This is a genomic window from Chitinophaga sp. sic0106 (assembly GCF_019219075.1).
Taxonomy (GTDB): domain Bacteria; phylum Bacteroidota; class Bacteroidia; order Chitinophagales; family Chitinophagaceae; genus Chitinophaga.
In genome coordinates this window covers 398,132-423,646 of record NZ_JAHUWJ010000002.1, presented here as the reverse complement: position 1 = coordinate 423,646, position 25,515 = coordinate 398,132, and the positions used below count along the sequence as shown (strand labels likewise).

Genomic DNA, 25,515 nt, shown 5'->3' with positions numbered 1-25,515 from the left:
GCCAGTTATCAGGATCGAGAGAATTCCAAAATGAATTATCCAAGATAGGATTTTAAAGCACCACTATAGCGGGCTTTCTGGAGCCTTTTGATAGCGCGTTCTTTAATTTGCCTGATTCTTTCCTTAGTCAGATCATATTTCTGACCAATTTGTTCGATTGTTGCTCCGTTTTCACCATCCAGACCAAAGTAAGCGTTCACGATCTCTGCTTCACGAGGGCTGAGAGATTTCAGTACCCTACGGATCTCTTCACGTAATGAATCGCGCATAACATCATCATCGGTAATATCGCCACCTTCCAGGAGGTCACCCATTGCTACGTCTTCAGCTTCATGTACTGGTGCGTCCAGTGACATATGGCGGGTATTGCTCTGGAAGATATTGTTGATTTCCGATTCAGACATTTCCAGGATTTCTGCGAGTTCCTCGGTAGAAGGCTCACGCTCGTTTTCCTGTTCAAAAGCCATGTAGGCTTTGTTTGCCTTGTTATAGGTGCCAATTTTATTCTGCGGCAGACGAACAAGGCGACCTTGTTCAGCTAACGCCTGTAAAATGGATTGGCGAATCCACCATACAGCATAAGAGATGAATTTGAAACCTTTTGTTTCATCGAATCGTTGCGCCGCTTTAATCAAACCGAGATTACCTTCATTGATAAGGTCACTGAGGCTGAGCCCCTGATGTTGATATTGCTTCGCCACAGAAACTACGAAACGAAGGTTTCCTGTAGTCAATCTTTCAAGAGCCTTTTGATCGCCCATTTTTATACGCTGCGCCAAAACGGTCTCCTCCTCAGGTGTTAACAAAGGGATCTTCGAGATTTCCTGCAGGTACTTTTCTACCGCCTGCGAATCACGGTTGGTGATCTGGGTGGCAATTTTAAGTTGCCTCATATGAAAAATTGTATTGGTTTATAAATAAAGTAACAGAGAAAGAAATATTTTGTTTTGTTCGAACGTCGAAAATTATATAACTTACAAATTTTCCTGCTCTATCTGTTCTTTTGTTTCAAATTAGCCTGCAAAGATCGTGCTAACCGATCACATCTCCAAATCTTCTTCTCGCTGCCAATCTACTAACAAAGTACCCTATATAAACGAAATATCATAGCCCTTTAGTTCTCTCATAACGCAGCTTTAGTCAAATTTTAACAATTGATAAGTATTTATCATAAACCCAATTGTATTCACTAATTTTCAGCGACGGAATTTGCAAATTATCCAATAATATGATCGATTTTAGAAGCGACACTTTCACACGTCCCACCCATGGCATGTTACAGGCGATGAACTCGGCGGAAGTCGGCGACGACGTTTTTGGCGAAGACCCCACCGTCAATAAACTGGAAGCCATCCTGGCAGACTACTTTGGCAAAGAGTCAGCCCTTTACTGCCCTTCCGGCACAATGTCTAATCAAATAGCTATCAACGTACATACGCGACCGGGCGATGAAGTCATATGCTCCAACCTGGCCCACGTATACGTGAGCGAAGGAGGTGGTATCGCCTTTAACTCCGGCGCACAGGTGCAAACACTGGTGGGTGACCGTGGCCTCATCACTGCCGCACAGGTGCAGGCTGCCATTCAGCCCGATGATGTGCATAAACCGCATACCAGCCTTGTAAGCCTCGAAAACACCTCTAACTTCGGAGGAGGCTGCTGCTATGATATGCAAGACATCCTCGACATCAGCGCTGTTTGCGACCAGCACAACCTGGCCCTCCACCTCGATGGTGCCCGCCTCTTCAATGCACTGGTAGCCACCGGACAAGATCCGAAAGTCTACGGACAAGCATTCGACTCCATCTCCGTATGCCTCAATAAAGGTATGGGCTGCCCTATGGGGTCCGTACTGCTCGGCAGCAGCGAATTTATCAAGGCAGCACGCCGCGTACGTAAAAAGCTCGGCGGGGGTATGCGCCAGGCCGGCTATATGGCAGCTACCGGTATCTACGCCATGGAGAACAATATAGGAAGACTCGCTGAAGACCACCTGCATGCGAAAAAAATTGCGGACGTTTTAAGAGAAAAATCCTTCGTCGGTGAATTTCTCCCGGTAGAAACCAATATCATCATCTTCGAGGTTAAAGGACGGTTTACACCTAAAGACCTTACCACCTACCTGAAAACCGAAGGCATCCTCGTGATCCCGATTTCTGCTACGCAGGTAAGAATGGTACTACACCTGGATGTTACGCCTGAAATGGTGGAACGCACGTGTAAGGTGCTCGAAGCGCTCTAAAATGCCACAAAACCATAAATGCTGTAGAGGCGCAATGCTTGCACCTCCTCGCTTAGATCCCCCTGCTTAGCGGGATCTAAGCGATTGACCATACCGGAAGATTTTCGCGGGGAGGCGCAAGCATTGCGCCTCTACGATAATATACGACAATGCAAACGCCAGGGTTGCCTCGTAACGCGTCTACCGGAGAAAAAGATTAGCAGCGCCGCCGCAATCCAAAAAACGTTCCCTTACTTGCAAAATGGCCGCAGGCGCGGTAAATCTCTCTCTAAATAAAATATAATAACCTGACAATCAAAAAATTAAACCAGCCTCACAAATATTGGGATATAATTTCCATCTGTGGTCAATCTCCTTTATTTTTGCAGACTTATATTTAATAGCATGGAACTTTCAAAGAACTACCAACCTGGAACGGTTGAGGAAAAATGGTATCAGCATTGGATGGATAAAGGCTACTTCCGCTCTAAACCGGACGGTCGCCAACCCTTTACAGTCGTCATCCCTCCGCCAAATGTGACCGGTGTACTCCACCTGGGCCATACCCTCAACGAAACCGTACAGGATATCCTGGTGCGCCGTGCCCGCATGAGCGGTTACAACGCCTGCTGGGTACCAGGTTCCGACCACGCGTCCATCGCTACGGAAGCCAAAGTGGTAGACATGCTCAAACGCGAAAAAGGGATCGAAAAATCCCAGCTCACCCGCGAAGAGTTCCTCAAATACGCATTTGAATGGAAAGAAAAATACGGCGGTATCATCTACCATCAGATCAAAAAGCTCGGCTGCTCCTGCGATTGGGACCGTGTGACCTTCACCATGGACGACCACTACTACGAAGCCGTAATCAAAGTTTTCGTAGACCTCTATAATAAAGGACTGATTTATCGCGGTGCCCGCATGATCAACTGGGACCCGAAAGCTAAAACAGCCCTCAGCGACGAAGAAGTAGAATACAAAGACATGCAGGGGAAACTGTATCACGTGAAATACGCCCTCACGGATGCAGCAGGAAACACTACCGGCGAGTTTATCACCATCGCCACACAGCGCCCGGAAACAATTATGGGCGACTCCGCGATCTGCGTGAATCCGGAAGATGAGCGCTATACTCACCTGAAAGATTGCTTCGCCATCGTACCGCTGGTGAAACGCCGCATTCCAATCATCTTTGATACCTACGTAGACAAAGAATTTGGTACCGGCGCCCTGAAAGTAACGCCAGCACATGATCTGAACGACTATAACCTCGGCCTGAAACATAACCTGGAAATCATTGATACCCTCAATGAAGACGGTACCCTCAGCGCCGCAGCTCAGGTATTTGTAGGTGACGACCGCTTTGTGGCCCGCAAAAAAGTAATCGCTGCCCTCGCGGAAGAAGGCCTGCTCGAAAAAGAACAGGAATACACCACCCGCGTGAGCTACAGCCAGCGTAACCCTGACACCGTAGTAGAACCTCGTATCTCTACCCAGTGGTTCGTGAAAATGGCCGACCTGGCGAAACCAGCACTGGACGCTGTGGTAAATGGCGACGTGAACATCCACCCGGGCGACCGCTTCCTGGCCACCTATAAATACTGGATGGAAAACGTGAAAGACTGGTGTATCTCCCGCCAGCTCTGGTGGGGACAACAGATCCCTGCCTGGTACGCTGCCGACGGTACCTTCGAAGTAGCTGCCACCGCAGCCGAAGCCGTTGCCCAGTTTGCGAAACGTGGTATTACCGTTGCAGCCGCCGACCTGTCACAGGACGAAGACTGCCTCGATACCTGGTTCTCCTCCTGGCTCTGGCCAATGGAAGTGTTCAACGGTATCTCCCAGCCGGATAACGCAGACATCAATTATTATTACCCGACTTCTGTACTGGTAACAGGACAGGATATCATATTCTTCTGGGTAGCCCGCATGATCATGGCCGGCCTGGAATACAAGGACGTAAAGCCTTTCAGCGACGTTTACTTCACCGGAATGGTGCGCGATAAACTTGGACGTAAAATGAGTAAACAGCTCGGTAACTCACCGGACCTGCTGGAACTCATTCACCAATACGGTGCCGATGCCGTACGCTTCGGTATTATGATCGCCTCCCCTGCCGGTAATGACCTCCTATACGATGATGCCAGCTGCGAACAAGGACGTTTCTTCAATAACAAAATCTGGAACGCCCTCAAGCTGGTAAAAATGTGGGAAGCACGCCAGGAAGTGGATCAAACCAACATCGCCGCCAGCCACTTTGCGGTGAAATGGTTCCAGAGCCGCCTGCGTGAAGTACAGGCTGAAGTAGAAGGTCTGCATAAAGACTTCCGCCTCAGCGAAGGACTGAAAGCCATATACAGCCTCATCTGGGACGACTTCTGCTCCTGGTACCTGGAATGGGTGAAGCCTGGTTTTGAACAACCAATTGCCGCGTCCCTCTACCAGCAAACGATTCAATTCTTCGAAGAACTGATGCAACTGCTGCACCCGTACATGCCATTCATCACCGAAGAAATTTACCAACTGCTGAAATTCCGTAATCCGGAAGATTCCCTGATGCTCCTGCAGTTTACTGCGCCGGAAGCACCCGATCAGGCAACCCTCACAGAAGGTACCCTGCTGAAAGAAGTAATCAGCAGCATCCGTGAAGCAAGACAGAAACATCAGATCAAACCAAAAGATCCGATCGTTTTGCATATCGAAACCAAAGACGAAAATGCTTTTAAACAAATCGAAAGCATCCTCGTAAAACAGGTGAACGCAAAAGCGGTGATCTATGTAACAGAGGCAGTTCCCGGCTGTATCACCCTGGTAATACAAAAAGATAAGTTCTACCTGGGCACTGAATCAGAACTGGATACCACCGCTCAAAAAGAAGCACTGGAAAAAGACCTGGTATACCTGCAAGGCTTCCTCGCATCGGTAGAAAAGAAACTTTCCAACGAGCGCTTTGTAGCCAACGCCAAGCCTGAAGTAGTAGACGTAGAACGCAGAAAGAAAGAAGACGCCGAAGCCAAGATCAAGGTGATTGAGGAAAGTCTTAAATCTTTATAATTTTTCTAATCGCCCGGTCGTTAAATACCGGGCGATTTTTTTTGCCGCTTAAACTATGATCAAACACCTGTTACTGATTACCTGCCTACTGGCCACCATCCACAGCTTTGGCCAAACTGCCAAACCCGCTGCCAAAAAGCCTGCCACCACTGCCACCAGCAAGCGACCTGCCAAGTTGGTGAGTACCTGGGGCAACTTCCTCAGCGACTCTCTCCCTAAAAATGAACTGATTAAATTAATCGACTCCGCACTGATTGTACGGGATGAAAAAGGGGTGAAATACCCGGTGATTTCGTTTGCATTTACCTACGAAACCACCGAAGCTTACCTAAACGACACTACCGGAAAACCCGGCCTGTACAAGGATTACATCGGTAATAACTTCCAGGACGCCCGTATGGACAGCGTTTGGCGTAAAGGCATGAAAGAGAAACTGGACAAAGGGAATGTGCTGTATTTTGATGAGATATTGATTCAGTATAGTGCAGATAAGATTTATAAGGCGCCGGCACTGAAGTTTATAGTAAGGTAATAGCTTATTGCCTGGTAGGACTGAGCGAGGAGCCGCCAGCATGGCGGCTCTACACGCGAATCAATAAAGCCGCCACCATTGGGCGTCCCCATTTTCTAGTACGCAAACAACTGCTGCAACGGAATAATAAACTCCACCCTCGTTTTCGCATTATCTGCCGGGTCCGGATCAATCAGGTAACTCACCCGCATCCCAAACGTAAACGGAATCACATTGCCTATTTTAGTATCGAAGTATAACTCGCCACCTGTGGAGCGATACAGGTTATCGCGTTTCACCAGGTAATTGTGTGCACTGCTGTAATCATAGAAAGCATTGGCACGGATACGGGTAATATACAGGAGTTGCGCAAATCCCCAATCCGGGTACCAGAGCGGGAAATGGTAGTTAGCCCCCAATTTATAAATGCGGTTGTAAAACGGCGTGTTATACCCTCTCGCATATACGAAGCGATCGGTAAAACTATAGTTACCTAAAGTATCACGCTGCTGATAAGTGGCCTGCAACTGGAGACTGTGATTTTTTGCGATGCCTGGCAGATTCAGGTCAAAACGGCCATACAGCTGCTCTCCCTTTAACGCACCAATGGAATGATTGTATTGCAACACCAGGTATTGCCCGAAATGACTCAGAATATTCTGGCTGGCACGCAGGCGCTGATTATTAAACACCAGCGAGCTACTGCTGTACTGTTGCGGGTTTACGCGGAATCGCAGGTTATCCGCATATAATTTCTGAATGTAATAATTAGAAGATAGCGACAAGGAACGGCTATACATACCGGACGATAGCTGCAGCGGTATAGTGAAGCCGGCATGCCAGCTCAGCTGGTTCCAGTAATAGCGTTTGCCTTTGAGCAGGGCGCTTTTGTTGAGCGTATAGTCGAACCCGGTACCCAGCCAGGGGAACCAGGCGCCGTACATAAAGTTGGCGCCCACCGTGGACGTTCCTTCGTTGCGGTTGTACGTATAGCCGATGGAGGTAGACGTAGTATTCAGGATATTGTTTCCCAGCAGGCTGATACTATATTCCGGATCATTAAACGACGGTACCCAGCTATGAAAATTGAAGAAACCGGTAGTTTTCCGGTAATTTTTCAAAGAAAAGGAGTCGGCCGGTACTTTATCAAGGATGTTCCCACCTTCTTTAAAGTCGGGGTTCAGCCAGGCGCTATGCTGGTTTTGTGTTATATCTGTTTGTTTCCAGGGAGATGTAAGAGCGGTAGTGTGGAGCTTGTATCCTTTAGCTGTAAACTCGCTGAACACCAGGCTATCTGCCACCGGCGCCATGAACAACGCGGAATTTGGACGATCTGTTAGTTGCCAGGTTTTACGGTCGGATAACGTCATCGCATATACGTTATTTACATCTTTTACGCTGGAGGTGAAATAAACCGTATCACCTGCTATGGCCGGTGCTCCGATGATGTTAAAGGAAAAGTCCGACAGTTGCGTGATCTGGCCGGTGGCCAGCGACTGGCTCACCAGCGCCATCTGGCCCTGGTGGTTTCTTACGGCGCTGATCACTGCATCGTTGTGCTGGTTGAACCGTGGATTGGTATAGTAGTAGTTATTTGGGTTTGGCAGTATTTTTTCCACTTCCCCGTTGCTGGTATTGATCAGCCGGAGGCTATACTGCATATCCGGCGTGGCTGATAAAGCTATTACTTTTGTGCCGTCTGTATTTATATCGGGAGAGAAGTATTTGCCTTTGCCGGGTACGGTGGAGGTACGGCCCGTGGCTCTGTCATAAATACGGATGGCAGAAAAATCCTTCCATCCCCAGCGCGCATCAAATCGCGCGGCTGCCCATACGATGCGGTTATTGCGGTAACTGAAGTAATCGTCGAACACGAGGCCGGGGCGGGTAAGCAGCGAGGTGCTGCCATCGGGCTTGAGCAGGTAAAAGCCGGCAACGGTATTCCAGCTGGCTTTCAGTATTATAAATTCGTTGGGGGTACCTGCCGGGTAGAGGTATTTATAATTGGTGAATACTTTTTCGACAGGCAGCAGCTGCTGTGCCGGTGTGATGTGGGGCCGCTGCGCATTGGCCGTCCATAGCGAGTCGTAATACCGCATGGTAGCATGGTAGAAACCAGTAACGTTCATGCCTGTACGTTTTTTCAGGCTGTGCGACATAGGATAGAACACACCTCTGAAGCGTACCGCGTCTGTGGTAACATCTTTCCAGAAGGTGGTACCGTAATGTTCGCGGCCATAGGCGCTCATCAGGTAACCGAGCGGATAATGGTCCGGCGTATAGTCGCGGTAGGACCCGTTACGGATCTTCATGTATTTATAATCCTTATGGGCCAGGTCCAGCGCACGGAAGCCATCGAAAAAGGCTGGTAGTCTCCCCCGCCCCTGTGGACTCAGTGCTGTTTCCATGGTCACGGCGTCCCCTTCCCAGAACCAGTTGGGCACTGCGATATTGGTAGCGGCGGCCTGTCCCATTTCTCCTCCCAGCCAGGAGATTACTTTGGAGGCGCCCTGGCGGAAGTTCATGTTTTGAAGTACGTGGCGGTATTCGTGCAGGGAGAGTTGATCTACCCAATTGAGTGAGCCCAGGTTATAGGAAGCAGGCGGCGGTGCCAGAAAAAATTCGGAGCGGAATGGCCCCAGCGCCACGTAGCCGTTGGACTCCATAGTTTGATTCTGCAGTACGATGTTTACTTTTTTTTGCAGCGGGCCTATGGAGAGGCGGTTATTTCTGTTGAGATAAGTAACGATATTGGCTACACGCTCGCCGGCATTTCCCAGGCCGGCAGGGAATATCACCCTGACAGTGTCGGTGTTGATCTGTTGCCACTTCAGGCTGGAAGGGTTTCCTCCAAATTGTTGGGCAGAGAGTTGCAGGCATGTCAGCGTCAGTAATACGACGGGTAAATAGCGCATAGGAGTTAGATGAGAAGGGAAATTAGAGTTTTTTTTGGTTCTCACAAAGCTGGGGCAGACTAAAAAAGGATACACCCGCCCGGGCAGGCGATGGAAGCAACACCGCATTTTATAGCTCCTTCATTTTACTTTTTAACAGTGAAAAGCCCTCGCCATTGGCGAGGGCTTTTCACTGTTAAATTATTCAGGCAGGTATTAGCACTCACTCAGGCTGATCGGGATATTCACCGCCAGACCGCCATCAGAGGTTTCTTTATACTTTGAGTTCATATCCAGCGCGGTTTCCCACATGGTTTTCACTACCGCATCCAGGGATACTTTTGCCAGTTCAGGGTTACTTTGTAGTGCCAGCTGCGAAGCAGTGATGGCTTTAATGGCACCCATGGTGTTACGTTCGATGCATGGCACCTGTACCAGGCCACCGATAGGATCGCAGGTAAGGCCGAGGTGATGTTCCATGGCTATTTCTGCGGCCATCAGCACCTGTCGCTGTGAGCCACCCAGACACTCTGTCAGGGCTGCAGCCGCCATTGCGGACGACACCCCTATTTCTGCCTGACAACCACCCATGGCGGCTGAGATAGTGGAGCGTTTTTTAAAGATGCTGCCGATTTCAGAAGCGGTGAGCAGGAACTGCAGGATTTTATCCTCGTGCAGGCCATCGCAGAACGCAATGAAATACTGGAGTACAGCAGGGATAACGCCTGCGGCACCATTGGTAGGTGCGGTAACCACGCGGCCAAAGGACGCGTTTTCTTCATTTACTGCCAGGGCAAAACAGCTTACCCAGTCCAGTGTATAGGTGAAATGTTCCCCACCAGCGCGGATAGCTTCAATCCACGAAGTATAATCCGTATAGGTGCGGCCTTTCAGCAATTTTTTATTGAGGGCGGCAGCGCGGCGGGCCACTTTAAGGCCTCCGGGCAATTCACCGGTAGTATGGCAACCGCGGTAGGTACAATCCTGCATTACCTTCCAGATGTTGAGCACACCGGCACGTGTTTCCGCTTCCGGGCGCCAGGCATGTTCATTTTCCATTACCAGTTCAGAAATGCTGTAGCCTGTCTTAATGCACCATTGCAGCAACTGGCGGGCAGTATCGATTGGAAACGGTAAGTCTACCTGGTTGGCAGCGTTGCCATTTTCACCTTCCTGCACAACAAAGCCTCCACCTATGGAATAATAAGTGGCTGCGCGTTGTTCACCGTCATTAAAGGTAACGAGGAACGTGAGTGCATTGGGATGGAAAGGCAGTGATTCTTCGAAGAGGAAAGTGACATCTTCCATAGGATCGAAGTCAATTTCGTATTTATCGGCTACCGTCATTTTACGACTGCGACGGATAGCATCTATTTTAGGGGTGATCTGGTTTACATCGAAGGTAACGGGATCATCGCCACAGAGGCCCAGTAAAACGGCTATGTCGGTACCGTGACCATGACCGGTTTTAGCAAGGGAGCCATACAGCAGCACCTGCAGGCGGGATACGGCGGGCAGGCGGCCGGCAATTTCAAGATCGTGCAGGAATCGCAGTGCTGCGCGCCATGGGCCTAAGGTATGGGAGCTTGAAGGGCCAACGCCAATCTTAAAAATATCGAATACTGAAATACATTCGTGTGCCACTAAGTTGGATTTATTTATCTGTAAAATTAAGGCAACTTGGGCAGATAAAATGAATGTGTTTTTAGTAGCTTTTCTGCTCGTTCCGCACGCACGGCGCAGGGGGAATAACGGGGGTATTCCATTGTGTTCGCATCCTTACGTAGCATGCATCACCTTCGGGGCGTAGTGCCCGATGTACCGGTAGCAGGCAGATATGAGATATTGGGCAAGGCTTTGGAGCTGGCGAAACGTAGCCTGCTGAAAGTAAAAAGCCTCCGGTAATCAGTTACCGGAGGCTTTTTACTTTCACCGCGGTAAGGATTAATTACCTACGGAAAAGTCGATCAGTCGGATATCAAAGATCAGGACCGAGTTGGGTGGAATTATTCCTGAACTTTTAGGGCCATATGCCAGGTAAGAAGGTATATAGAGCCTTACGATACCTCCTTTTCTCACATAACGAAGGCCAATATACCAACCTGGTATCAGTTTTTTCATTTGTAATTCCAAATTGAAATTAGTGGAATCAGAACCATCAAATTTCGCACCTTGCTGCGTGCCGTTCATTAAGTATCCTGCGTAACCTACGGTTGGGTAGCTGGTCCATCTGATGGTATCGTTACCGGTTCCCTGTTGTTTTATTTCAATAACAACACCGGTGGTGTCTTTAATTACGTCAGTGATGTTATTAGCTTTCAGGTATGCTTCAATCTTTGTAGAATCGATTACATATTGGGCTTGCTCATCGAAGTTATCCACTTGACTATCTTTCTTACATGCGGTGAGGATACCAATAATGGCGAGTCCCACGATCAGAAGTTTTTTCATCTTAATTTGTTTGGCTCTTTTTAGTTGTGGTGAAAATATAAAAACTTACTTAATATCCACGAGTTCTACTTCGGAGATCAGAATTGCGTTGGGTGGAATGCTCTGGGTGGGCACACCGGCGGTGCCAAAAGCCAGTTCAGGCGGGATGTACATACGGATGCGGCCACCTTTGGAGATTTTGCGCAGGCCTATTTGCCAGCCGGCAATATGATTTTTAAGCTGCATATTGTCAAAATCGGTGGGGCCGAATGAGCTGGCCACTATGCTGCCGTTGAGGAGCTGGTATGAATATGATACGATGGGAATGGAGGTAGCGGTTAGGTAATGGATGGAATCACCTGGTTTAAGAATATTGTAATATAATCCTGACGGATCTCTGTAGGCCGATTCATTCTTTTGTGTGATAATGCTTCTGATAGTACTATCAGAGGCCCATGCGTCGCGATAGATGGCTTCGAAATTAACGTCATCTCTTTTGGTGCAGCTGGTGCCCAAAGTGATTATAGTAAGGGAAGTTATGAGTAAAAGTAAATATTTCATCCGCATCTGTGATTTTATCTCTTCTGGCTGTATAAACGCCTGAGAATTCAGTAAAGTTACAGTATTCGGAAAAATACTTGACTCGGTGTAGGCAACTAAACGGTACTATGTGTTGAAAATAGCGGGACTCAAAGCACTTTTGAGCCCCGCTATTTTCACACCCTATCTCATTGGTTTATATCCATTTAAATGCAAATTCAGTCCCAACACCAGTTATATATGCTTTGAACATAAATGGACGAACGGGAATTGGTGCCTCTTCGATCACGAGGCTCATCCAGTAATAATTATTACCCATTGTCTGCATATCCAGGCCAGACGGTGTAATGTCATTAAACAAATAATCAGCACAGAGTGGGTCTGCACCGTACCTCATGATGAGTGCTGGTAAAGAGCCTCCTGGTACAATAATCTCACCAGGACTTGGATGTTTAGCCAATTTTTCAGAAATACCCAGGAAAATAGTCCCGTTCCAGGTAGTATAATAGTTATCATATACGGTATCTGTATACCTGAAATTATTGTAACTAAAATTTTTACGATAGTTTGCCATTGGCACGGAAGGCGCCGGAAATATCACGGTGGACATCCCGTCAACGGTAGGATTAATTACCTTCTCTGTTACGCTGTTAAGAAACGTTTTTCGTTCCGCCCAATAGGTGATGCTAGTATACCCATACATAACATTGTTTCTTCTCACACTGATAATGCCCAATTGAGCATATACCGTGTAGTTACCACTTTTATAGGATTTGACCGAACTAACATTGCTTCTTGCTTCATTACTTCCAGGATTACCACACATCAACGAATATTCCAGTGGTATAGTCATAGCACTTTGTCTCGGGATGCCGTTACTGTCCATAAATTTTACCGCATATGCATTGCCATCGACGTTTGTTGTCATCAACCTGGCTTTGGCCAGCGTAGCCTTATTTCCAGAACGTAAGGTTATTTCACGGTCATAAGAAAATTGATGAATCTCATTACCAATCTTAACAATACCATTGCCGTTAATAAGTGTCGCGATTAAAGGGTTGTGGCAGTTCAAACGTATTACATCTGTATCACTGTTATAATGCAGTGCAGGTGCAAACTGCCTTTTGAGGTCAGCCCAACCGGTACTGTCATTGCTTTCCAACATTCGGTTCATTCTTTTATCAAACCGGCGATGCAGCTCATACATGGAAACGAAGCCGGCCGGTCTTGACACAGAATTGTCTTTATTTGCACCATTTAAGAAATGCTGTTCTTGTTGTTTAAGTGCATAATTGAACGCGTCCTTTGTAGGATACGATAGATAAACACCCAACGAGTCTATTGAGTCAAATTCAATTTTTTGTACAGCATTATCAATTGGCACCTCGTTTTTTGTACAGGATGTACAGAAATAGGTCATGGACAGCAGAGCTAGCCTAAAATAGAGTTTCTTCATAGTTTATATGATTGTGGATTAATAAACAAAATCAGGGCTGCACTATAGGTTTAATATGCCTGACCACAAACCAGGATAATTGTTACATAATTTTTTATCCAGGTTAGGTTAATAAGTGGCCGAATTATTCTGGAATCACTTTTAGGTGCCAATCAAAATACTAAATTATTTTAGGTTGGATGCCAAGGTTAATTAATTCTCCTCCCAACCTTACAGAATTATTGACTGAAAATGAATTGTTTAGACCACAATATTTGTTAAAATATTCGTTTCGCTTTAATTATCAAAATAATTATAGGGGTAGATTATTCTTTTCTAGTTCACAATCACTGAAGATATATTGTAATTAAAAAAGCTCTTCCCGCTGAGGGAAGAGCTTTTTCAATATGCTGATTATGAATCAGATTAGTAATCCATACCCATACCGTGGCCACCTGGCATAGCAGGAGCAGCGGATTTAGGTTCTGGTTTGTCGGCGATTACGCACTCGGTGGTCAGCAGCATACCAGCGATGGATGCAGCGTTTTCCAGGGCGATACGACCTACTTTAGTAGGATCGATTACACCGGCAGCCAGCATTTTTTCGTAAGTTTCGGTGCGGGCGTTGAAACCGAAGTCGCCTTTACCTTCTTTTACTTTCTGCACAACGATAGAACCTTCGATACCAGCGTTAGCGGTGATCTGACGGAGAGGCTCTTCTACTGCGCGTTTAACGATAGCGATACCAGTTTGTTCGTCTTCGTTGTCGCCTTTCAGTTTTTCGATGCTTTCGATAGCGCGGATGTAAGCTACACCACCACCAGGCACGATACCTTCTTCAACGGCAGCGCGGGTTGCGTGCAGGGCATCATCAACGCGGTCTTTTTTCTCTTTCATTTCTACTTCGGTAGCAGCACCTACGTAGAGAACGGCAACACCACCGGACAGTTTAGCCAGGCGTTCCTGCAGTTTTTCGCGATCGTAATCGGAAGTAGTTACTTCGATTTGTGCTTTGATCTGGCCGATACGAGCCTGGATATCTTTTTTCTGACCTTTACCACCAACGATGGTAGAGTTGTCTTTATCGATAGTTACGGATTCAGCGCGACCGAGGTAAGTCAGGTCAGCATTTTCCAGTTTGTAACCTTGTTCTTCAGAGATAACGATACCGCCGGTGAGGACAGCGATGTCCTGCAGCATATCTTTTCTTCTGTCGCCAAAGCCAGGAGCTTTAACAGCAGCAACTTTCAGGGTACCGCGGAGTTTGTTTACCACCAGGGTAGCCAGTGCTTCACCTTCCAGGTCTTCAGAGATGATCACCAGTGGAGCGCCTTGCTGAGCTACTTTTTCCAGGATGTGCAGGATATCCTTCATGGTGCTGATCTTTTTATCGTAGATCAGGATGTAAGGGTTCTGCAGTTCAGCCTGCATTTTTTCGCTGTTGGTGATGAAGTATGGAGAGAGGTAACCACGGTCGAACTGCATACCTTCTACTACTTCTACAGTAGTGTCAGTACCTTTTGCTTCTTCTACAGTGATAACGCCATCTTTGGTAACTTTTTTCATCGCTTCAGCGATCAGTTTACCGATTTCGTTGTCGTTATTAGCGGAGATGGTAGCAACCTGTTCGATTTTTTTGGTATCGTTACCAACTTTTTCAGATTGTTTTTTCAGGTTTTCAACGATGCCTTTAACAGCTTTGTCGATACCGCGTTTCAGGTCCATTGGGTTGGCGCCTGCGGCAACGTTTTTCAGACCTTCGCTGATGATGGACTGAGCCAGAACGGTTGCAGTGGTGGTACCGTCACCTGCCAGATCAGCAGTTTTAGACGCTACTTCTTTCACCATCTGAGCACCCATGTTCTCGATAGGGTCTTCCAGTTCGATTTCTTTTGCAACGGAAACACCGTCTTTAGTAACAGCAGGAGCACCGAATTTCTTTTCGATTACCACGTTACGGCCTTTAGGACCGAGGGTAACTTTTACTGCATCCGCCAGAATGTCAACGCCTCTTTTCATTTTATTGCGGGCGTCTATATCGAAGAATATTTGTTTTGCCATGATTCTTTAAAGTATTTAAGAGTTTTGATACAAATTACCGTATATCGGATAGAGACGGGCTTAAACCACCGCCAGGATATCGGATTCACGCATGATTAAGTAGTCACCACCTTCGATGCTGATTTCAGTACCGGAGTATTTACCGTACAGTACAGTATCACCCACCTTAACAGTTACAGGCTCATCTTTTTTGCCAGGACCAGCTGCCACAACAGTACCTTTCTGAGGTTTTTCTTTTGCGGTATCCGGGATGATGATACCACCAGCTGTCTTTTCTTCTGCTGCTGCAGGTTTCACAATTACCCTGTCAGCTAAAGGTTTAATACTTAATTTTTTAGCCATAGTAGTTTTTATTTAAAGAAGTAGTTGAATTTTTATAGTGTTGACAAGGCCCACGAGAATTATGCCAAGGGGCAATATGGGTCAAATTTTCAGACTTTTCTGTGCTTCTGTGCCATTCATACTGACAAATCATCCCTGTGACCACGTAAAAATGACAGAGCGCCATGCTTTATGCTGAATTTAACGCCCGTGACAGGTCCGGAATCCGTAAATATCGATTTTTTTCTCTAGTTTTGCGCCCTTATACCAGTTCTTTTTTATACGATGATCAGTAGAAGAAATATCCGGGTAAAAGTAATGCAAACACTTTACGCCCTGGAAACGATGGAGCAAAGCAGTATTAAGCCGGGTACGGCTACCAGACTTTTAAACGAAAAGCTGGATCAGACCTGCCAGATCTTTACTTATTTACTTTATTCGGTAGCGCAGGTAGCGCAATACGCAGAGATTGACTCGGCTGCCCGTGCTTCCAAACATTTGCCTTCCGCAGCAGACCTGCAGGTAAATACCAAAATTGCAGGAAACGAATTCCTTTATCAGATTATTAATGACAAAGGATTTCAGGTAAACCTGGAACAATGGAAGATGAGACACCTGGCAGAGGAAGAGTTGACACGTAAAATGTACAACCTCCTGGTGGCTACTGACACCTATAAGTCCTATATAGCGGACGACCAGCGTAGCAAAGCAGGTGAAAAGGAAATACTGGAGTTCATCTATAAAGAGATACTGGCGAAAAGTGAATTGTTCCAGCAGCACCTGGAAGATACCTTCCTGCACTGGGGCGATGATGCTGACATGATGAATATCCTGCTCGGCAACTACTTCAACAAACCGCACCTGTTTAATTTTATGCAGCTGATCAGCAAGGAGAAACTGGACTATGCCAAAGAACTGCTGCTGACAGTGATCGATAAAAAAGAATACTGCCTGGAGCTGATCAAGCCAAAACTGCAGAACTGGGACCCGGAACGTATTGCTGCTGTAGATATGTTGCTGATGGAAATGGGCGTATGTGAATTCCTGTACTTCCCTACCATCCCTACCAAGGTGACCATCAACGAGTATATAGACCTGGCAAAAGCTTATAGCACGCCACAAAGCGGCCAGTTCATCAATGGTATCCTGGATAATATCCTGAAAGACCTGGAAAAGGAACAGCTGGTAAAAAAACAGGACCGTCCGAAAAAATAACCGGAATAGCTATTTTTACGCAAATTGCATCATCATGAAAGCACTGTTCTATGTCCTTGCCGCAGGTTGCCTGGTTATGACCGCCTGTAACGGAAGCGAAGGCCGCAAAGCCGCTGCCATCGACTCCATCAAGCAAAAAACCATCAACAGCAACGACATCGCTATTACCTTTGAAGAAAAAACCCACGATTTCGGTGAAATCGTACAGGGCGAAAAAGTGGAATACTCCTTCAAATTCACCAATACCGGCAAGGCCGACCTGGTAATTGAAGATGCCATTTCCAGCTGTGGCTGCACCGTACCGGAATGGCCTAAAGAACCGTTGAAACCAGGCCAGTCCGCCTATATCAAAGTAATTTTTGACAGCGCCGGCAAAGAAGGATATACGCAAAAAGAAGTAGCACTCAAACTTAATGATGGCGCCGGTTACCATGTAGGCCCCATCATCCGATGCAATATTGTAAAGAAATAATTTTTATAAACTATTAAATCAATTATAGATGAATATGCTGAATGTTTTATTAGCAGCTCCTGCACAAGGCGGTGGTAGCGCGCTCCCACAGATGCTGATCTTTGGTGGTATGATCGTGGTAATGTACTTTTTCATGATCCGCCCTCAGACTAAAAAAGCCAAAATGCAGAAACAGTTTACCGAAAACCTGAAAGAAGGTGATAAAATCGTAAACATTGCTGGTATCCACGGTAAAATCAAAAAATTCAATGACGATGGTAAAACCCTCGTTATGGAAGTAGCACCAGGCACAACCCTGACTATCGAACGCTCCACTATCAGCATGGAGTACTCTGCTGCACTCAACGCGCCAGCAGCCAACGTAAAAGCGTAATATTCGTACAAACTCATATCAAAAGCCTGTGCAGGGAATTTTCTTGCACAGGCTTTTGTTTTTCTCAATTTTTGCTAACTTGGTCAGGTTATGTTAAAGGTTGGAATTACAGGAGGCATAGGCTCCGGCAAAAGCACTGTCAGCAAGATTTTCGAACTGCTGGGTATCCCCGTTTACTATGCCGATGATAAGGCTAAAGACATTCTGGTAAGAGATCAGGAACTGGCAGAACAAGTGAAGCATCACTTTGGTGCGGATATATATGAAACGGATGGCACCCTTAACCGGAAGCGCCTGGGAAATATCGTATTCAACGATAAAGACAAACTGGCACTGCTCAACTCCCTCGTACATCCGGCCACCATCCGGGATTCCAACAATTGGGCCGCCGAACAACAAGCCCCCTATGTGCTCAAAGAAGCAGCGCTGCTGTTTGAAACAGAATCATTCCATCACCTCGATAAAATTATAGGCGTGAGCGCTCCCCAGCCACTACGCCTGCTGCGCGTTATGAAGCGTGATAACGCATCCCGCAACGATGTCCTGGCACGTATGCATAAACAAATCGATGAAACCATTAAAATGCGTTTAAGCGATTACGTGATCTATAATGATGAACAGCATATGGTGATCCCACAGGTGCTCGCCCTGCATCAGACCCTGCTGGAGCTGGCCGCTCAAAAAGCCTGACAGATCTATGAAACAGGCATATTCATCAATTAGCTACCTTTGTTGAAAATTCAGAGAAATGGAAGCAGGTTTTAATGTAGCATTGCAGTTTACACCTGCGGCGCAAGCCATGGTGAAGGAACTGCTTCATTCTATCGCAACAGCCCCTTACCTGCGTGTAGGCGTAAAAGGTGGTGGTTGTTCCGGTATGGGCTATATGATAGGATTTGACGAAAAAGCAGCAGACGATATCCAGGTAGATATCGCTGGTATTCCTGTGATTATGAAAAAGGCACATACCATGTACCTGGCAGGCATGCAGATTGATTATCAGCAACAGGAGGATAGCAGCGGTTTTGTATTTAGTACTCCGCAATAATATTTTTTTTAATAATCGTTCGCCGAAGGCGAACGATTATTAAAAAGGGTCAGGACCTGAGGTCCTGGCCCTTTTTAATACCTGATACAAAAAGTAAAGGCTGGCTCAATTGAGCCAGCCTTATTATTATCAAACATTTTTCCAGTTAAGCTTACTTAGCAGCCACTTCTTTTTTAGAAGCAGGCACTGACTCGCTTTCGTTGGACAGTTGGTTGTGCTTGTCGAAGTCAACCAGAACCGGAGCCGCTACGAAGATGGAAGAGTATGTACCGGTGATCACACCTACGAGCATAGCGAAGGCAAAACCACGGGTAACTTCACCACCGAATACGAACAGGATCAGGATGGTCAGGAACACTGTCAGGGATGTCATTACGGTACGGCTGAGCGTATCGTTGATCGCCTTATTGATAACGGTGTCACGGTCTTTACCATGTGCGCCGGTACGGAAGTATTCACGGATACGGTCGAACACGATAACGGTATCGTTCATGGAGAAACCGATAACGGTGAGGATCGCCGCAATGAAGTGCTGGTCAATTTCCAGGGTGAATGGTACGAAGCTTCTGCACCAGGAGAATACTGCCAGGGTAACGAGTACGTCGTGCAGCAGGGAGAAGATGGTACCAACAGAGTACTGCCATTTGCTGAAGCGCAGCAGGATGTACAGGAAGATCACCACGATGGACAGGATAGTTGCTTTAATCGCACCTGAACGGAGGTCATCAGAGATAGTTGGAGAAACCGTCTGTGAACCTACGATGTAACGGTTAACGAATGCATCTTCTGTTACGGAGGCATCATAGAATTTCTGCAGACCATGGAACAGTTTAGCAGTAACTTCCTTATCTACTTCCAGGCTCTGCTCTTCGATTTTGTAAGCGGTAGTGATGCTCAGCTGGTTGGTGTTACCAATTGTTTTCACATAAGGCTCGGAACCGAATTCAGTGTGCAGGGCTTCTCTCACTTCATCGGATTTCATTGGGTGGTCGAAACGCACGGTGAAGCTACGGCCACCGGAGAAGTCGATACCATGATCAAAACCATGGAAGAAAGAAGATACACCGGCTACCATTACGATAGCAGAGATGATGTATGCATATTTACGTTTGCCTACGAAGTCGAAAGCAGCGTGTTTAAATACTTTACGGGAAATTGGTGTGAAGTATTCGAAGTGACGTTTTTTCTTCATCCAGAAGTCAGTCACCATACGGGAAACCAGGATACCGCAGAACAGGGACAACAGGAGACCGATGATCTGAGTGGTAGCGAAGCCCAGTACAGGACCAAGACCGAAGTAGAACAGGATGCAGGCGGTGAGCAGGGAGGTAACGTGACCGTCCAGCACCGGAGCGAGGGAACGTTTGTAACCTTTTTCCACTGCGTCAGCGTATGACAGTCCGTGGGTGAGTTCGTCCTTGATTCTTTCGAAAATGATTACGTTCGTATCTACCGCCATACCGATGGTGAGTACCAGACCGGCGATACCAGCCATGGTGAGTGTAGCACCGAGGGAAGCGAGGATACCGAAGGTAAACAGCAGGTTGAGGATCAGCGCGATGTTGGCTACCCAACCGGCAGTGTTATAATATACCAGCATCAGTACGAAGATGATGGCAAAGGAGATCAGGAAGGATTTAGCACCTGCGGCGATGGATTCAGCACCGAGGGTAGGTCCTACGATCTGCTCCTGAACGATTTTAGCAGGGGCAGGCATTTTACCTGATTTCAGGATGTTTGCCAGGTCACCTGCTTCTTCCGGAGTGAAGCTACCGGTGATAGAAGAACGACCACCAGAGATTTCGCCCTGAATAGAAGGAGCGGAGTAAACGATGTTATCCAGTACTACTGCAACGTAGTTGAAGGTATAAGGATCTTTTGGATTGGCAGGAGCCAGTTCACCGGTGAGTTTTCTCCACTCGTGAGCACCCTGGTTATCCATAGTCATGCTGATTTCAGGCTGGTTGTTCTGGTCTACGTCCTGGTGAGCTTCGATTACTCGTTCGCCACCAACGCGTGGAGCAGGGTTAGCCGGATTTACTTTCAGGATGTAAACTTCCAGCGGGCCGTGTTTATCAGTTTTATTTTCCGGACCGAATGCGAAAACTGCATCTTTAGGCAGGATAGCCTGTACAGCAGGCATTGCCAGGTAACGACGGAAAGTAGCGGTATCTTTTGGCAGCATCATACCCACGGAAGGACCAGGGATGATAGAGCCGGATTGCTGATCGTAGCGAGGGAACAGTACAGCGAACAGTGGATTCTGTTTCTGTTGTTCACGCATCAGTTTTTCCTGAGAAGCCAGACCAGTGTCTGCTTTAGCTTTACCGCTGTCTTTTGCGAGGTAGTCGCTCAGGCTGCCGGTTTTAGCTGAATCAGCAGGGGCACTTGCCAGCGCAGCGGAATCTTTCACAGCTGCGGTGGTGTCTTTTGCTGCAGGAGTAGCTCCCTGTGCCAGTCTGATGGCATCGTTCATTGGGGAGAGGATGTTCTGGAGAACTTCAGGGCTGTTTTTGTAAACTTCTCTGAATTCCAGGTTGGCAGTAGCTTGCAGGTATCTGCGAACACGTTCAGCGTTGTCAACACCGGCCAGTTCTACGGAGATCAGACCTTTATTTTCGTCCAGGGAGATGTTTGGCTGGGCCACACCGAATTTATCGATACGTTTTTGCAGTACGATATAAGTGTTTTTGATAGCTGCCTTAGACTCTCTCCGGATCATATCCAGCACCTGCTGGTTAGAAGAGTTAAAGTTGATGTCTTTCTGGTATGCATTTGCGAAGATGTTCGCCAATTTGCCCTGGGGAGCAACTTCCGCATAAGTTTGTCCGAACAAAGTAACAAAGTCGGTCTGGCTGGTTTTCTTTCTTTCCTTAGCCATTTCCAGCGCTCTGTTGAAAGCCGGGTCTTTGGATTGACCGGATAAAGCGCGTACAACGTCTTCTACGCTTACTTCCAGTACTACGTTCATACCACCAACGAGGTCAAGACCGAGGTTCAGTTCTTTTTCTTTAGCCTTGTTGTAGGTTACGTTCCATGGAAACCCTGCAATCTCTTTATTGCTGGTGCTATCCACGATCTCTTGTCTTCTTTGTTTCACAAAGCCTTTCAGCGTATCGGCGTAGAAACCCTGCAATTGCGTGTTTCCAGGATACTTCGTCTCGGCGGAGGGATACTGTTTGGCGACGTCCTTTTCGGCCTGCTGCTCTATCTTCTTGTCGTAGTTCCGCACCAAAAACGTGAAGGACAATTGGTACAAAGAGATAAGGATCAGTGCGATGGCAAAAAATCTTACCAGTCCTTTAAGTTGCATACTATTTGTTTCGGGTTTATAATAAAAAAATTTTAAAGAGTTGCAAAGATAGAATTTAAATTGATATATTAAAGCCCTTTAGAAAATAGGCGCAAATTAGCTACCGGCTTGAGTTTGCTGGACTATTGGCACAGGAATTTTACAAATCTGCGATTCTGGTTTCTGATGGTTTTAATATATTTCCATTGCTTTACAGCACGTTAATACCGACAAATATATGCAAACCCTTCATTATCGCACAACAGATTATTTCCCGGAGAGTTGGTGGAGGAGAAAAAAAGGTATACTGGGAGATATCTTCAGGCGGGCAGAGCCTTTCAGGCTACAGGTGATTTATACACAAATTGACCGGGACCAGCATCAGCGTCCGCGGTTCAGGGATTTCAGGTTCCAGACCAGCCCTGATATATACTCCTACCCTGCTTCCACGGTGAAGCTGCCGGCGGCAGTACTGGCGCTGGAAAAACTGAGGGACCTGGGAATAGCCGGACTGGATAGGCATACGCCTATGTATATCAATCCTTTATCTGGGATTAACACCGGTGTTGACCAGGACTTAACGGCGGCCAGCGGACAGGCATCCATCTCTCATTATATTAAAAAAATATTTTTAATAAGTGATAACGATGCCTATAACCGGCTTTATGAATTTATTGGACAGGAAGCCTTTAACCGCCGCCTTTGGGAAAACGGTTATGCGGATATACAGATACGTCACCGACTGGGCCTGCCCCTTCATGAGGAAGCGAACAGGCACACCAACGCCATGCATTTTAAGTCGGGCAACCAGGTACTTTACCAGCAGCCGGCGGCCTATAGTAACCTCGGATTTGCCCCTCGCCACGATCTGGCAGGTAAGGCCTGGCGTACGCACAAAGGAACGCTGGAAAATGCGCCCATGGACTTTTCTATCCGCAACCGGCTCCCGCTCGTACACCTGCATGAGATCATGCGCAGTATTTTTTTTCCGGAGGCTGTAACAAATCAGCAACGCTACCGTTTAACGGATGGCGACTATTCATTTTTGTATCGTTGTATGTCGCAATACCCAACAGCGTCGGAGGACCCTGTTTATGATCAGCAACAATATCACCAGGCCTACTGCAAGTTCCTCCTGTATGGCGGAAGTCAGCAGGCGGTTATCCCCCCGGATATACGCATATTCAATAAACCGGGATGGGCATATGGATTTTTGACGGACACTGCTTATATTGCCGACTTTGGAAATAATATAGAATTCCTCCTGTCAGCCACAGTACATGTCAACCATGACGGAATATTAGGAGAAGATCAGCAGGCCTTTGAAGAAATCGGAAAACCGTTTTTGCAGGCCCTGGGGGAATTGATTTACACGATAGAACTGGAACGACCGAAGCCAACAACACCCGATCTTAGCCGCTTTCGACCATAGGGCGTGATCGGAAAAGACCAATAAAGCTAAAATTCACACATACTTTAAAAACTGAGAGCAAGATGCTAACTAAGATCAATCGTGTATGGGCTATTGTAGTGCTGATAGCCGCGACTATGGGAATGACTTCCTGTCTGAAGAACAATGTGGATACTACACCGCAGCGCCCTACATTCTGGCTGAATGTGGCCAACCTGTCTACCTATTCCGGTACCATGGATTTGTATGACAACGGTACGAAACTGACCAACACGGGTATTTCCGGCTTTTTCTCTGAAATCATCGGAGGTTACGGCGGACAGCATGCAATGAAAGTTACCGTTGCCGGCAAGGATTCCGTTCTGGCTACTGCCAGCAGTCAGCTCGACAGCCTCCACTATTATACCTATATGATCTACGGTGGCAATCCTGTGAAGGCTGCCCTGGTAGAATCTAACTTAACTAACTACAGCCCTACCTCTATCAACCTGCGTTTCTATAACCTGTCTGAAAGTGTAGGTCCGGTAGATGTATACATGGGTTCCAAGATGGTATTTCCGAACGTAGTATATTCAGATGGTTATTTCCGTCCTGACTTTACCACCTTTACCGATATTACAGAAGGTAATGTGATCACCATAAAGAAAGCAGGTACAACAGAAGTGATAGCTACCAACAACAGCCTGAAAATCAGCAGTCTGCAAACTGGCGGCGTATATACTGCCTACGTTACCGGTAATGCCGGCAGCACTGGCAACGACAAACCAAGCACCAACATCATTTACGGTGCTTACTAAGCCGTAAAAAATATTCATTCCTTTGAACGCAGAAGGGGCCGATAATCCGGCCCCTTCTGCGTTTATACAGCACCTCCCAATATCTTTCCCTGTGATTTTTCTTTTTTTTGTGTAGGTTTGTCCTGGTCAATCCGATATTAAACTTATGAATCAACTTGCAGAGAGGCTGTCCCGGATTTCCGAGCCTCAAACTATCAAAATGGCCAAGCTCGGACGTGAGCTGAAAGCCCAGGGAATAGACATTGTAGACCTTAGTATTGGAGAACCTGACTTTGATACGCCCGAGCATATCCGCGAGGCCGCCAAAAAGGCGATCGACGAAGGCTTTACCCACTATACCCCGGTAGCTGGTATCGCTGACCTGCGTCAGGCGGTTATCCACAAACTGAAGCGGGATAACGGTCTTGACTACACGCCGGAACAGATAGTGGTGTGCACCGGCGCCAAGCAATGCCTGGCCAACGCCGTACTGGCACTGGTTGACCCCGGAGATGAAGTGATCATCCCTACCCCTTATTGGGTTACCTACTCCGAGCAGGTGAAACTCTGTCAGGGTGAAGTGGTATTTGTACCTTGCAGTATCGAAAACAACTATAAAATTACGCCTGCCCAGCTGGAAGCCGCTATCACGCCGAAAACCAAGCTGTTTATGTTCTCTTCTCCCTGCAATCCTACCGGATCTGTATACTCCAAAGAAGAGCTGGCAGCGCTGGCGGAAGTATTCGAAAAATATCCACAGATCTATATCATCTCCGATGAGATCTATGAATATATTAACTACGTAGGTAAGCACGAAAGCATTGCCCAGTTTGGTGATCTGAAAAACAGAACCATCCTGATCAATGGACTCAGCAAAGGCTTTGCCATGACCGGCTGGCGTCTGGGTTACCTGGCCGCTCCACTGGACATCGCAAAAGCCTGCGACAAAATACAGAGCCAGTTTACCTCTGCTACCTGCTCTATCACGCAGCGCGCCGCAGTTACCGCCCTTACCGGCGACCTCAGTTCGGCCACTGCTATGGTAGCGGAGTTCAAAAAACGCCGCGCCTACATTCACGAAGCCCTGAAATCAATTCCAGGATTGCAGGTGAATGATCCGGAAGGAGCTTTTTATATGTTCCCGAACATCAGCGCTTTCTTTGGTAAATCCTATGAAGGTCAAACCGTCAATAATGCAGACGACCTGTGTATGTTCCTGTTGCACCGCGCTAACGTTTCTACCGTTACCGGCGCTGCCTTTGAACAACCTGACTGCATCCGTCTCTCCTACGCTACCTCCATGGACAAGCTGCAGGAAGGCGTTAAACGCATGAAAGAATGGCTGGGCAAGCTTAGCTAAGCCTGGTTTCAACCATATATCCTTTCACGTTTTTCACCAATATGGAAAACGTGGAAGGAAGGGGGAAAGGGACCGCAGGTCCCTTTCCCCCTTCCTATAAT

At 47.1% G+C, this 25,515-nt stretch carries 20 protein-coding genes; 11 read left to right on the top strand and 9 right to left on the bottom strand.

Annotated features, from left to right (window positions below; genetic code table 11):
- Positions 1 to 35: 35 nt before the first annotated feature.
- Positions 36 to 893, bottom strand: coding sequence for an RNA polymerase sigma factor RpoD/SigA (locus KW844_RS04480; RefSeq protein ID WP_012793808.1), 858 nt, complete (start codon positions 891 to 893; stop codon positions 36 to 38).
- Positions 894 to 1,180: 287 nt separating this feature from the next.
- Here KW844_RS04480 and KW844_RS04475 point away from each other — a divergent pair, with 287 nt between their 5' ends.
- From KW844_RS04475 to KW844_RS04465, 3 genes are all read left to right on the top strand, one after another.
- Positions 1,181 to 2,242 carry a low specificity L-threonine aldolase gene (locus KW844_RS04475; protein ID WP_370626468.1) on the top strand — a complete coding sequence of 354 codons (1,062 nt, stop codon included), beginning with the start codon at positions 1,181 to 1,183 and terminating at the stop codon, positions 2,240 to 2,242.
- A 384-nt stretch (positions 2,243 to 2,626) separates the two neighbouring features.
- A complete protein-coding gene (locus tag KW844_RS04470; protein ID WP_218375509.1) occupies positions 2,627 to 5,275 on the top strand; it encodes a valine--tRNA ligase in 2,649 nt (882 codons plus the stop codon).
- A 55-nt stretch (positions 5,276 to 5,330) separates the two neighbouring features.
- Positions 5,331 to 5,807, top strand: coding sequence for a hypothetical protein (locus tag KW844_RS04465; protein WP_218375508.1), 477 nt, complete (start codon positions 5,331 to 5,333; stop codon positions 5,805 to 5,807).
- 95 nt (positions 5,808 to 5,902) lie between these two features.
- On the opposite strand, the gene KW844_RS04460 is transcribed toward KW844_RS04465, so the two are convergent.
- The 7 genes from KW844_RS04460 to groES all read right to left on the bottom strand — a co-directional run bounded on the left by KW844_RS04460 (position 5,903) and on the right by groES (position 15,488).
- On the bottom strand, positions 5,903 to 8,701 hold the full coding sequence (locus KW844_RS04460; RefSeq protein ID WP_218375507.1) for a hypothetical protein: 2,799 nt from the start codon (positions 8,699 to 8,701) through the stop codon (positions 5,903 to 5,905).
- A gap of 195 nt (positions 8,702 to 8,896) precedes the next feature.
- Positions 8,897 to 10,324, bottom strand: a complete 1,428-nt coding sequence (locus tag KW844_RS04455) for an L-serine ammonia-lyase (RefSeq protein ID WP_218375506.1) — start codon at positions 10,322 to 10,324, stop codon at positions 8,897 to 8,899.
- Positions 10,325 to 10,624: 300 nt separating this feature from the next.
- Positions 10,625 to 11,131, bottom strand: a complete 507-nt coding sequence (locus tag KW844_RS04450) for an FKBP-type peptidyl-prolyl cis-trans isomerase (protein ID WP_218375505.1) — start codon at positions 11,129 to 11,131, stop codon at positions 10,625 to 10,627.
- Positions 11,132 to 11,176: 45 nt separating this feature from the next.
- Complete coding sequence (locus tag KW844_RS04445; protein WP_218375504.1) at positions 11,177 to 11,671, bottom strand: FKBP-type peptidyl-prolyl cis-trans isomerase; 495 nt, start codon at positions 11,669 to 11,671, stop codon at positions 11,177 to 11,179.
- Positions 11,672 to 11,846: 175 nt separating this feature from the next.
- Complete coding sequence (locus KW844_RS04440; RefSeq protein WP_218375503.1) at positions 11,847 to 13,106, bottom strand: hypothetical protein; 1,260 nt, start codon at positions 13,104 to 13,106, stop codon at positions 11,847 to 11,849.
- 405 nt (positions 13,107 to 13,511) lie between these two features.
- Entirely contained in the window at positions 13,512 to 15,146 is a 1,635-nt protein-coding gene (gene groL / locus KW844_RS04435; protein ID WP_218375502.1) for a chaperonin GroEL, read from the bottom strand.
- Positions 15,147 to 15,206: 60 nt separating this feature from the next.
- Positions 15,207 to 15,488: a co-chaperone GroES gene (gene groES, locus KW844_RS04430; RefSeq protein ID WP_073079175.1), complete on the bottom strand. Its 282-nt coding sequence runs from the start codon at positions 15,486 to 15,488 to the stop codon at positions 15,207 to 15,209.
- Positions 15,489 to 15,752: 264 nt separating this feature from the next.
- On the opposite strand from groES, the gene nusB reads away from it, so the two are divergent.
- The 5 genes from nusB (at position 15,753) to KW844_RS04405 (ending at position 18,575) form a co-directional block, all read left to right on the top strand.
- Positions 15,753 to 16,682: a transcription antitermination factor NusB gene (gene nusB, locus KW844_RS04425; RefSeq protein WP_218375501.1), complete on the top strand. Its 930-nt coding sequence runs from the start codon at positions 15,753 to 15,755 to the stop codon at positions 16,680 to 16,682.
- A gap of 34 nt (positions 16,683 to 16,716) precedes the next feature.
- Positions 16,717 to 17,154: a DUF1573 domain-containing protein gene (locus KW844_RS04420; protein ID WP_218375500.1), complete on the top strand. Its 438-nt coding sequence runs from the start codon at positions 16,717 to 16,719 to the stop codon at positions 17,152 to 17,154.
- A gap of 28 nt (positions 17,155 to 17,182) precedes the next feature.
- The gene (gene yajC, locus KW844_RS04415; protein ID WP_255578211.1) at positions 17,183 to 17,527 is read left to right on the top strand and encodes a preprotein translocase subunit YajC; all 345 of its coding nucleotides are present in this window, start codon (positions 17,183 to 17,185) and stop codon (positions 17,525 to 17,527) included.
- Between the two features lie 90 nt (positions 17,528 to 17,617).
- Positions 17,618 to 18,217, top strand: coding sequence for a dephospho-CoA kinase (coaE, locus tag KW844_RS04410; protein WP_218375499.1), 600 nt, complete (start codon positions 17,618 to 17,620; stop codon positions 18,215 to 18,217).
- 58 nt (positions 18,218 to 18,275) lie between these two features.
- Positions 18,276 to 18,575: an iron-sulfur cluster assembly accessory protein gene (locus KW844_RS04405; protein ID WP_218375498.1), complete on the top strand. Its 300-nt coding sequence runs from the start codon at positions 18,276 to 18,278 to the stop codon at positions 18,573 to 18,575.
- A 151-nt stretch (positions 18,576 to 18,726) separates the two neighbouring features.
- Here the strand turns inward: KW844_RS04405 and secDF are convergent, their stop codons facing one another.
- On the bottom strand, positions 18,727 to 21,888 hold the full coding sequence (gene secDF / locus KW844_RS04400) for a protein translocase subunit SecDF (RefSeq protein WP_218375497.1): 3,162 nt from the start codon (positions 21,886 to 21,888) through the stop codon (positions 18,727 to 18,729).
- A 217-nt stretch (positions 21,889 to 22,105) separates the two neighbouring features.
- On the opposite strand from secDF, the gene KW844_RS04395 reads away from it, so the two are divergent.
- The 3 genes from KW844_RS04395 (at position 22,106) to KW844_RS04385 (ending at position 25,414) form a co-directional block, all read left to right on the top strand.
- Positions 22,106 to 23,299 (top strand): serine hydrolase, encoded by a 1,194-nt coding sequence (locus tag KW844_RS04395; protein ID WP_218375496.1) that lies wholly within the window; start codon positions 22,106 to 22,108, stop codon positions 23,297 to 23,299.
- A gap of 62 nt (positions 23,300 to 23,361) precedes the next feature.
- Positions 23,362 to 24,075: a DUF4397 domain-containing protein gene (locus tag KW844_RS04390; protein WP_218375495.1), complete on the top strand. Its 714-nt coding sequence runs from the start codon at positions 23,362 to 23,364 to the stop codon at positions 24,073 to 24,075.
- 199 nt (positions 24,076 to 24,274) lie between these two features.
- On the top strand, positions 24,275 to 25,414 hold the full coding sequence (locus KW844_RS04385; RefSeq protein WP_255578210.1) for a pyridoxal phosphate-dependent aminotransferase: 1,140 nt from the start codon (positions 24,275 to 24,277) through the stop codon (positions 25,412 to 25,414).
- Positions 25,415 to 25,515 lie beyond the last annotated feature (101 nt).

Excerpts from the sequence above, each read along its gene's own strand:
- KW844_RS04480 (WP_012793808.1), bottom strand. The coding sequence starts at position 893 with ATGAGGCAACTTAAAATTGCCACCCAGATCACCAACCGTGATTCGCAG.
- KW844_RS04470 (WP_218375509.1), top strand. The coding sequence starts at position 2,627 with ATGGAACTTTCAAAGAACTACCAACCTGGAACGGTTGAGGAAAAATGG.
- KW844_RS04465 (WP_218375508.1), top strand. The coding sequence starts at position 5,331 with ATGATCAAACACCTGTTACTGATTACCTGCCTACTGGCCACCATCCAC.
- KW844_RS04460 (WP_218375507.1), bottom strand. The coding sequence starts at position 8,701 with ATGCGCTATTTACCCGTCGTATTACTGACGCTGACATGCCTGCAACTC.
- KW844_RS04450 (WP_218375505.1), bottom strand. The coding sequence starts at position 11,131 with ATGAAAAAACTTCTGATCGTGGGACTCGCCATTATTGGTATCCTCACC.
- KW844_RS04445 (WP_218375504.1), bottom strand. The coding sequence starts at position 11,671 with ATGAAATATTTACTTTTACTCATAACTTCCCTTACTATAATCACTTTG.
- KW844_RS04440 (WP_218375503.1), bottom strand. The coding sequence starts at position 13,106 with ATGAAGAAACTCTATTTTAGGCTAGCTCTGCTGTCCATGACCTATTTC.
- groL (WP_218375502.1), bottom strand. The coding sequence starts at position 15,146 with ATGGCAAAACAAATATTCTTCGATATAGACGCCCGCAATAAAATGAAA.
- groES (WP_073079175.1), bottom strand. The coding sequence starts at position 15,488 with ATGGCTAAAAAATTAAGTATTAAACCTTTAGCTGACAGGGTAATTGTG.
- nusB (WP_218375501.1), top strand. The coding sequence starts at position 15,753 with ATGATCAGTAGAAGAAATATCCGGGTAAAAGTAATGCAAACACTTTAC.
- KW844_RS04420 (WP_218375500.1), top strand. The coding sequence starts at position 16,717 with ATGAAAGCACTGTTCTATGTCCTTGCCGCAGGTTGCCTGGTTATGACC.
- yajC (WP_255578211.1), top strand. The coding sequence starts at position 17,183 with ATGAATATGCTGAATGTTTTATTAGCAGCTCCTGCACAAGGCGGTGGT.
- coaE (WP_218375499.1), top strand. The coding sequence starts at position 17,618 with ATGTTAAAGGTTGGAATTACAGGAGGCATAGGCTCCGGCAAAAGCACT.
- KW844_RS04405 (WP_218375498.1), top strand. The coding sequence starts at position 18,276 with ATGGAAGCAGGTTTTAATGTAGCATTGCAGTTTACACCTGCGGCGCAA.
- secDF (WP_218375497.1), bottom strand. The coding sequence starts at position 21,888 with ATGCAACTTAAAGGACTGGTAAGATTTTTTGCCATCGCACTGATCCTT.
- KW844_RS04395 (WP_218375496.1), top strand. The coding sequence starts at position 22,106 with ATGCAAACCCTTCATTATCGCACAACAGATTATTTCCCGGAGAGTTGG.
- KW844_RS04390 (WP_218375495.1), top strand. The coding sequence starts at position 23,362 with ATGCTAACTAAGATCAATCGTGTATGGGCTATTGTAGTGCTGATAGCC.
- KW844_RS04385 (WP_255578210.1), top strand. The coding sequence starts at position 24,275 with ATGGCCAAGCTCGGACGTGAGCTGAAAGCCCAGGGAATAGACATTGTA.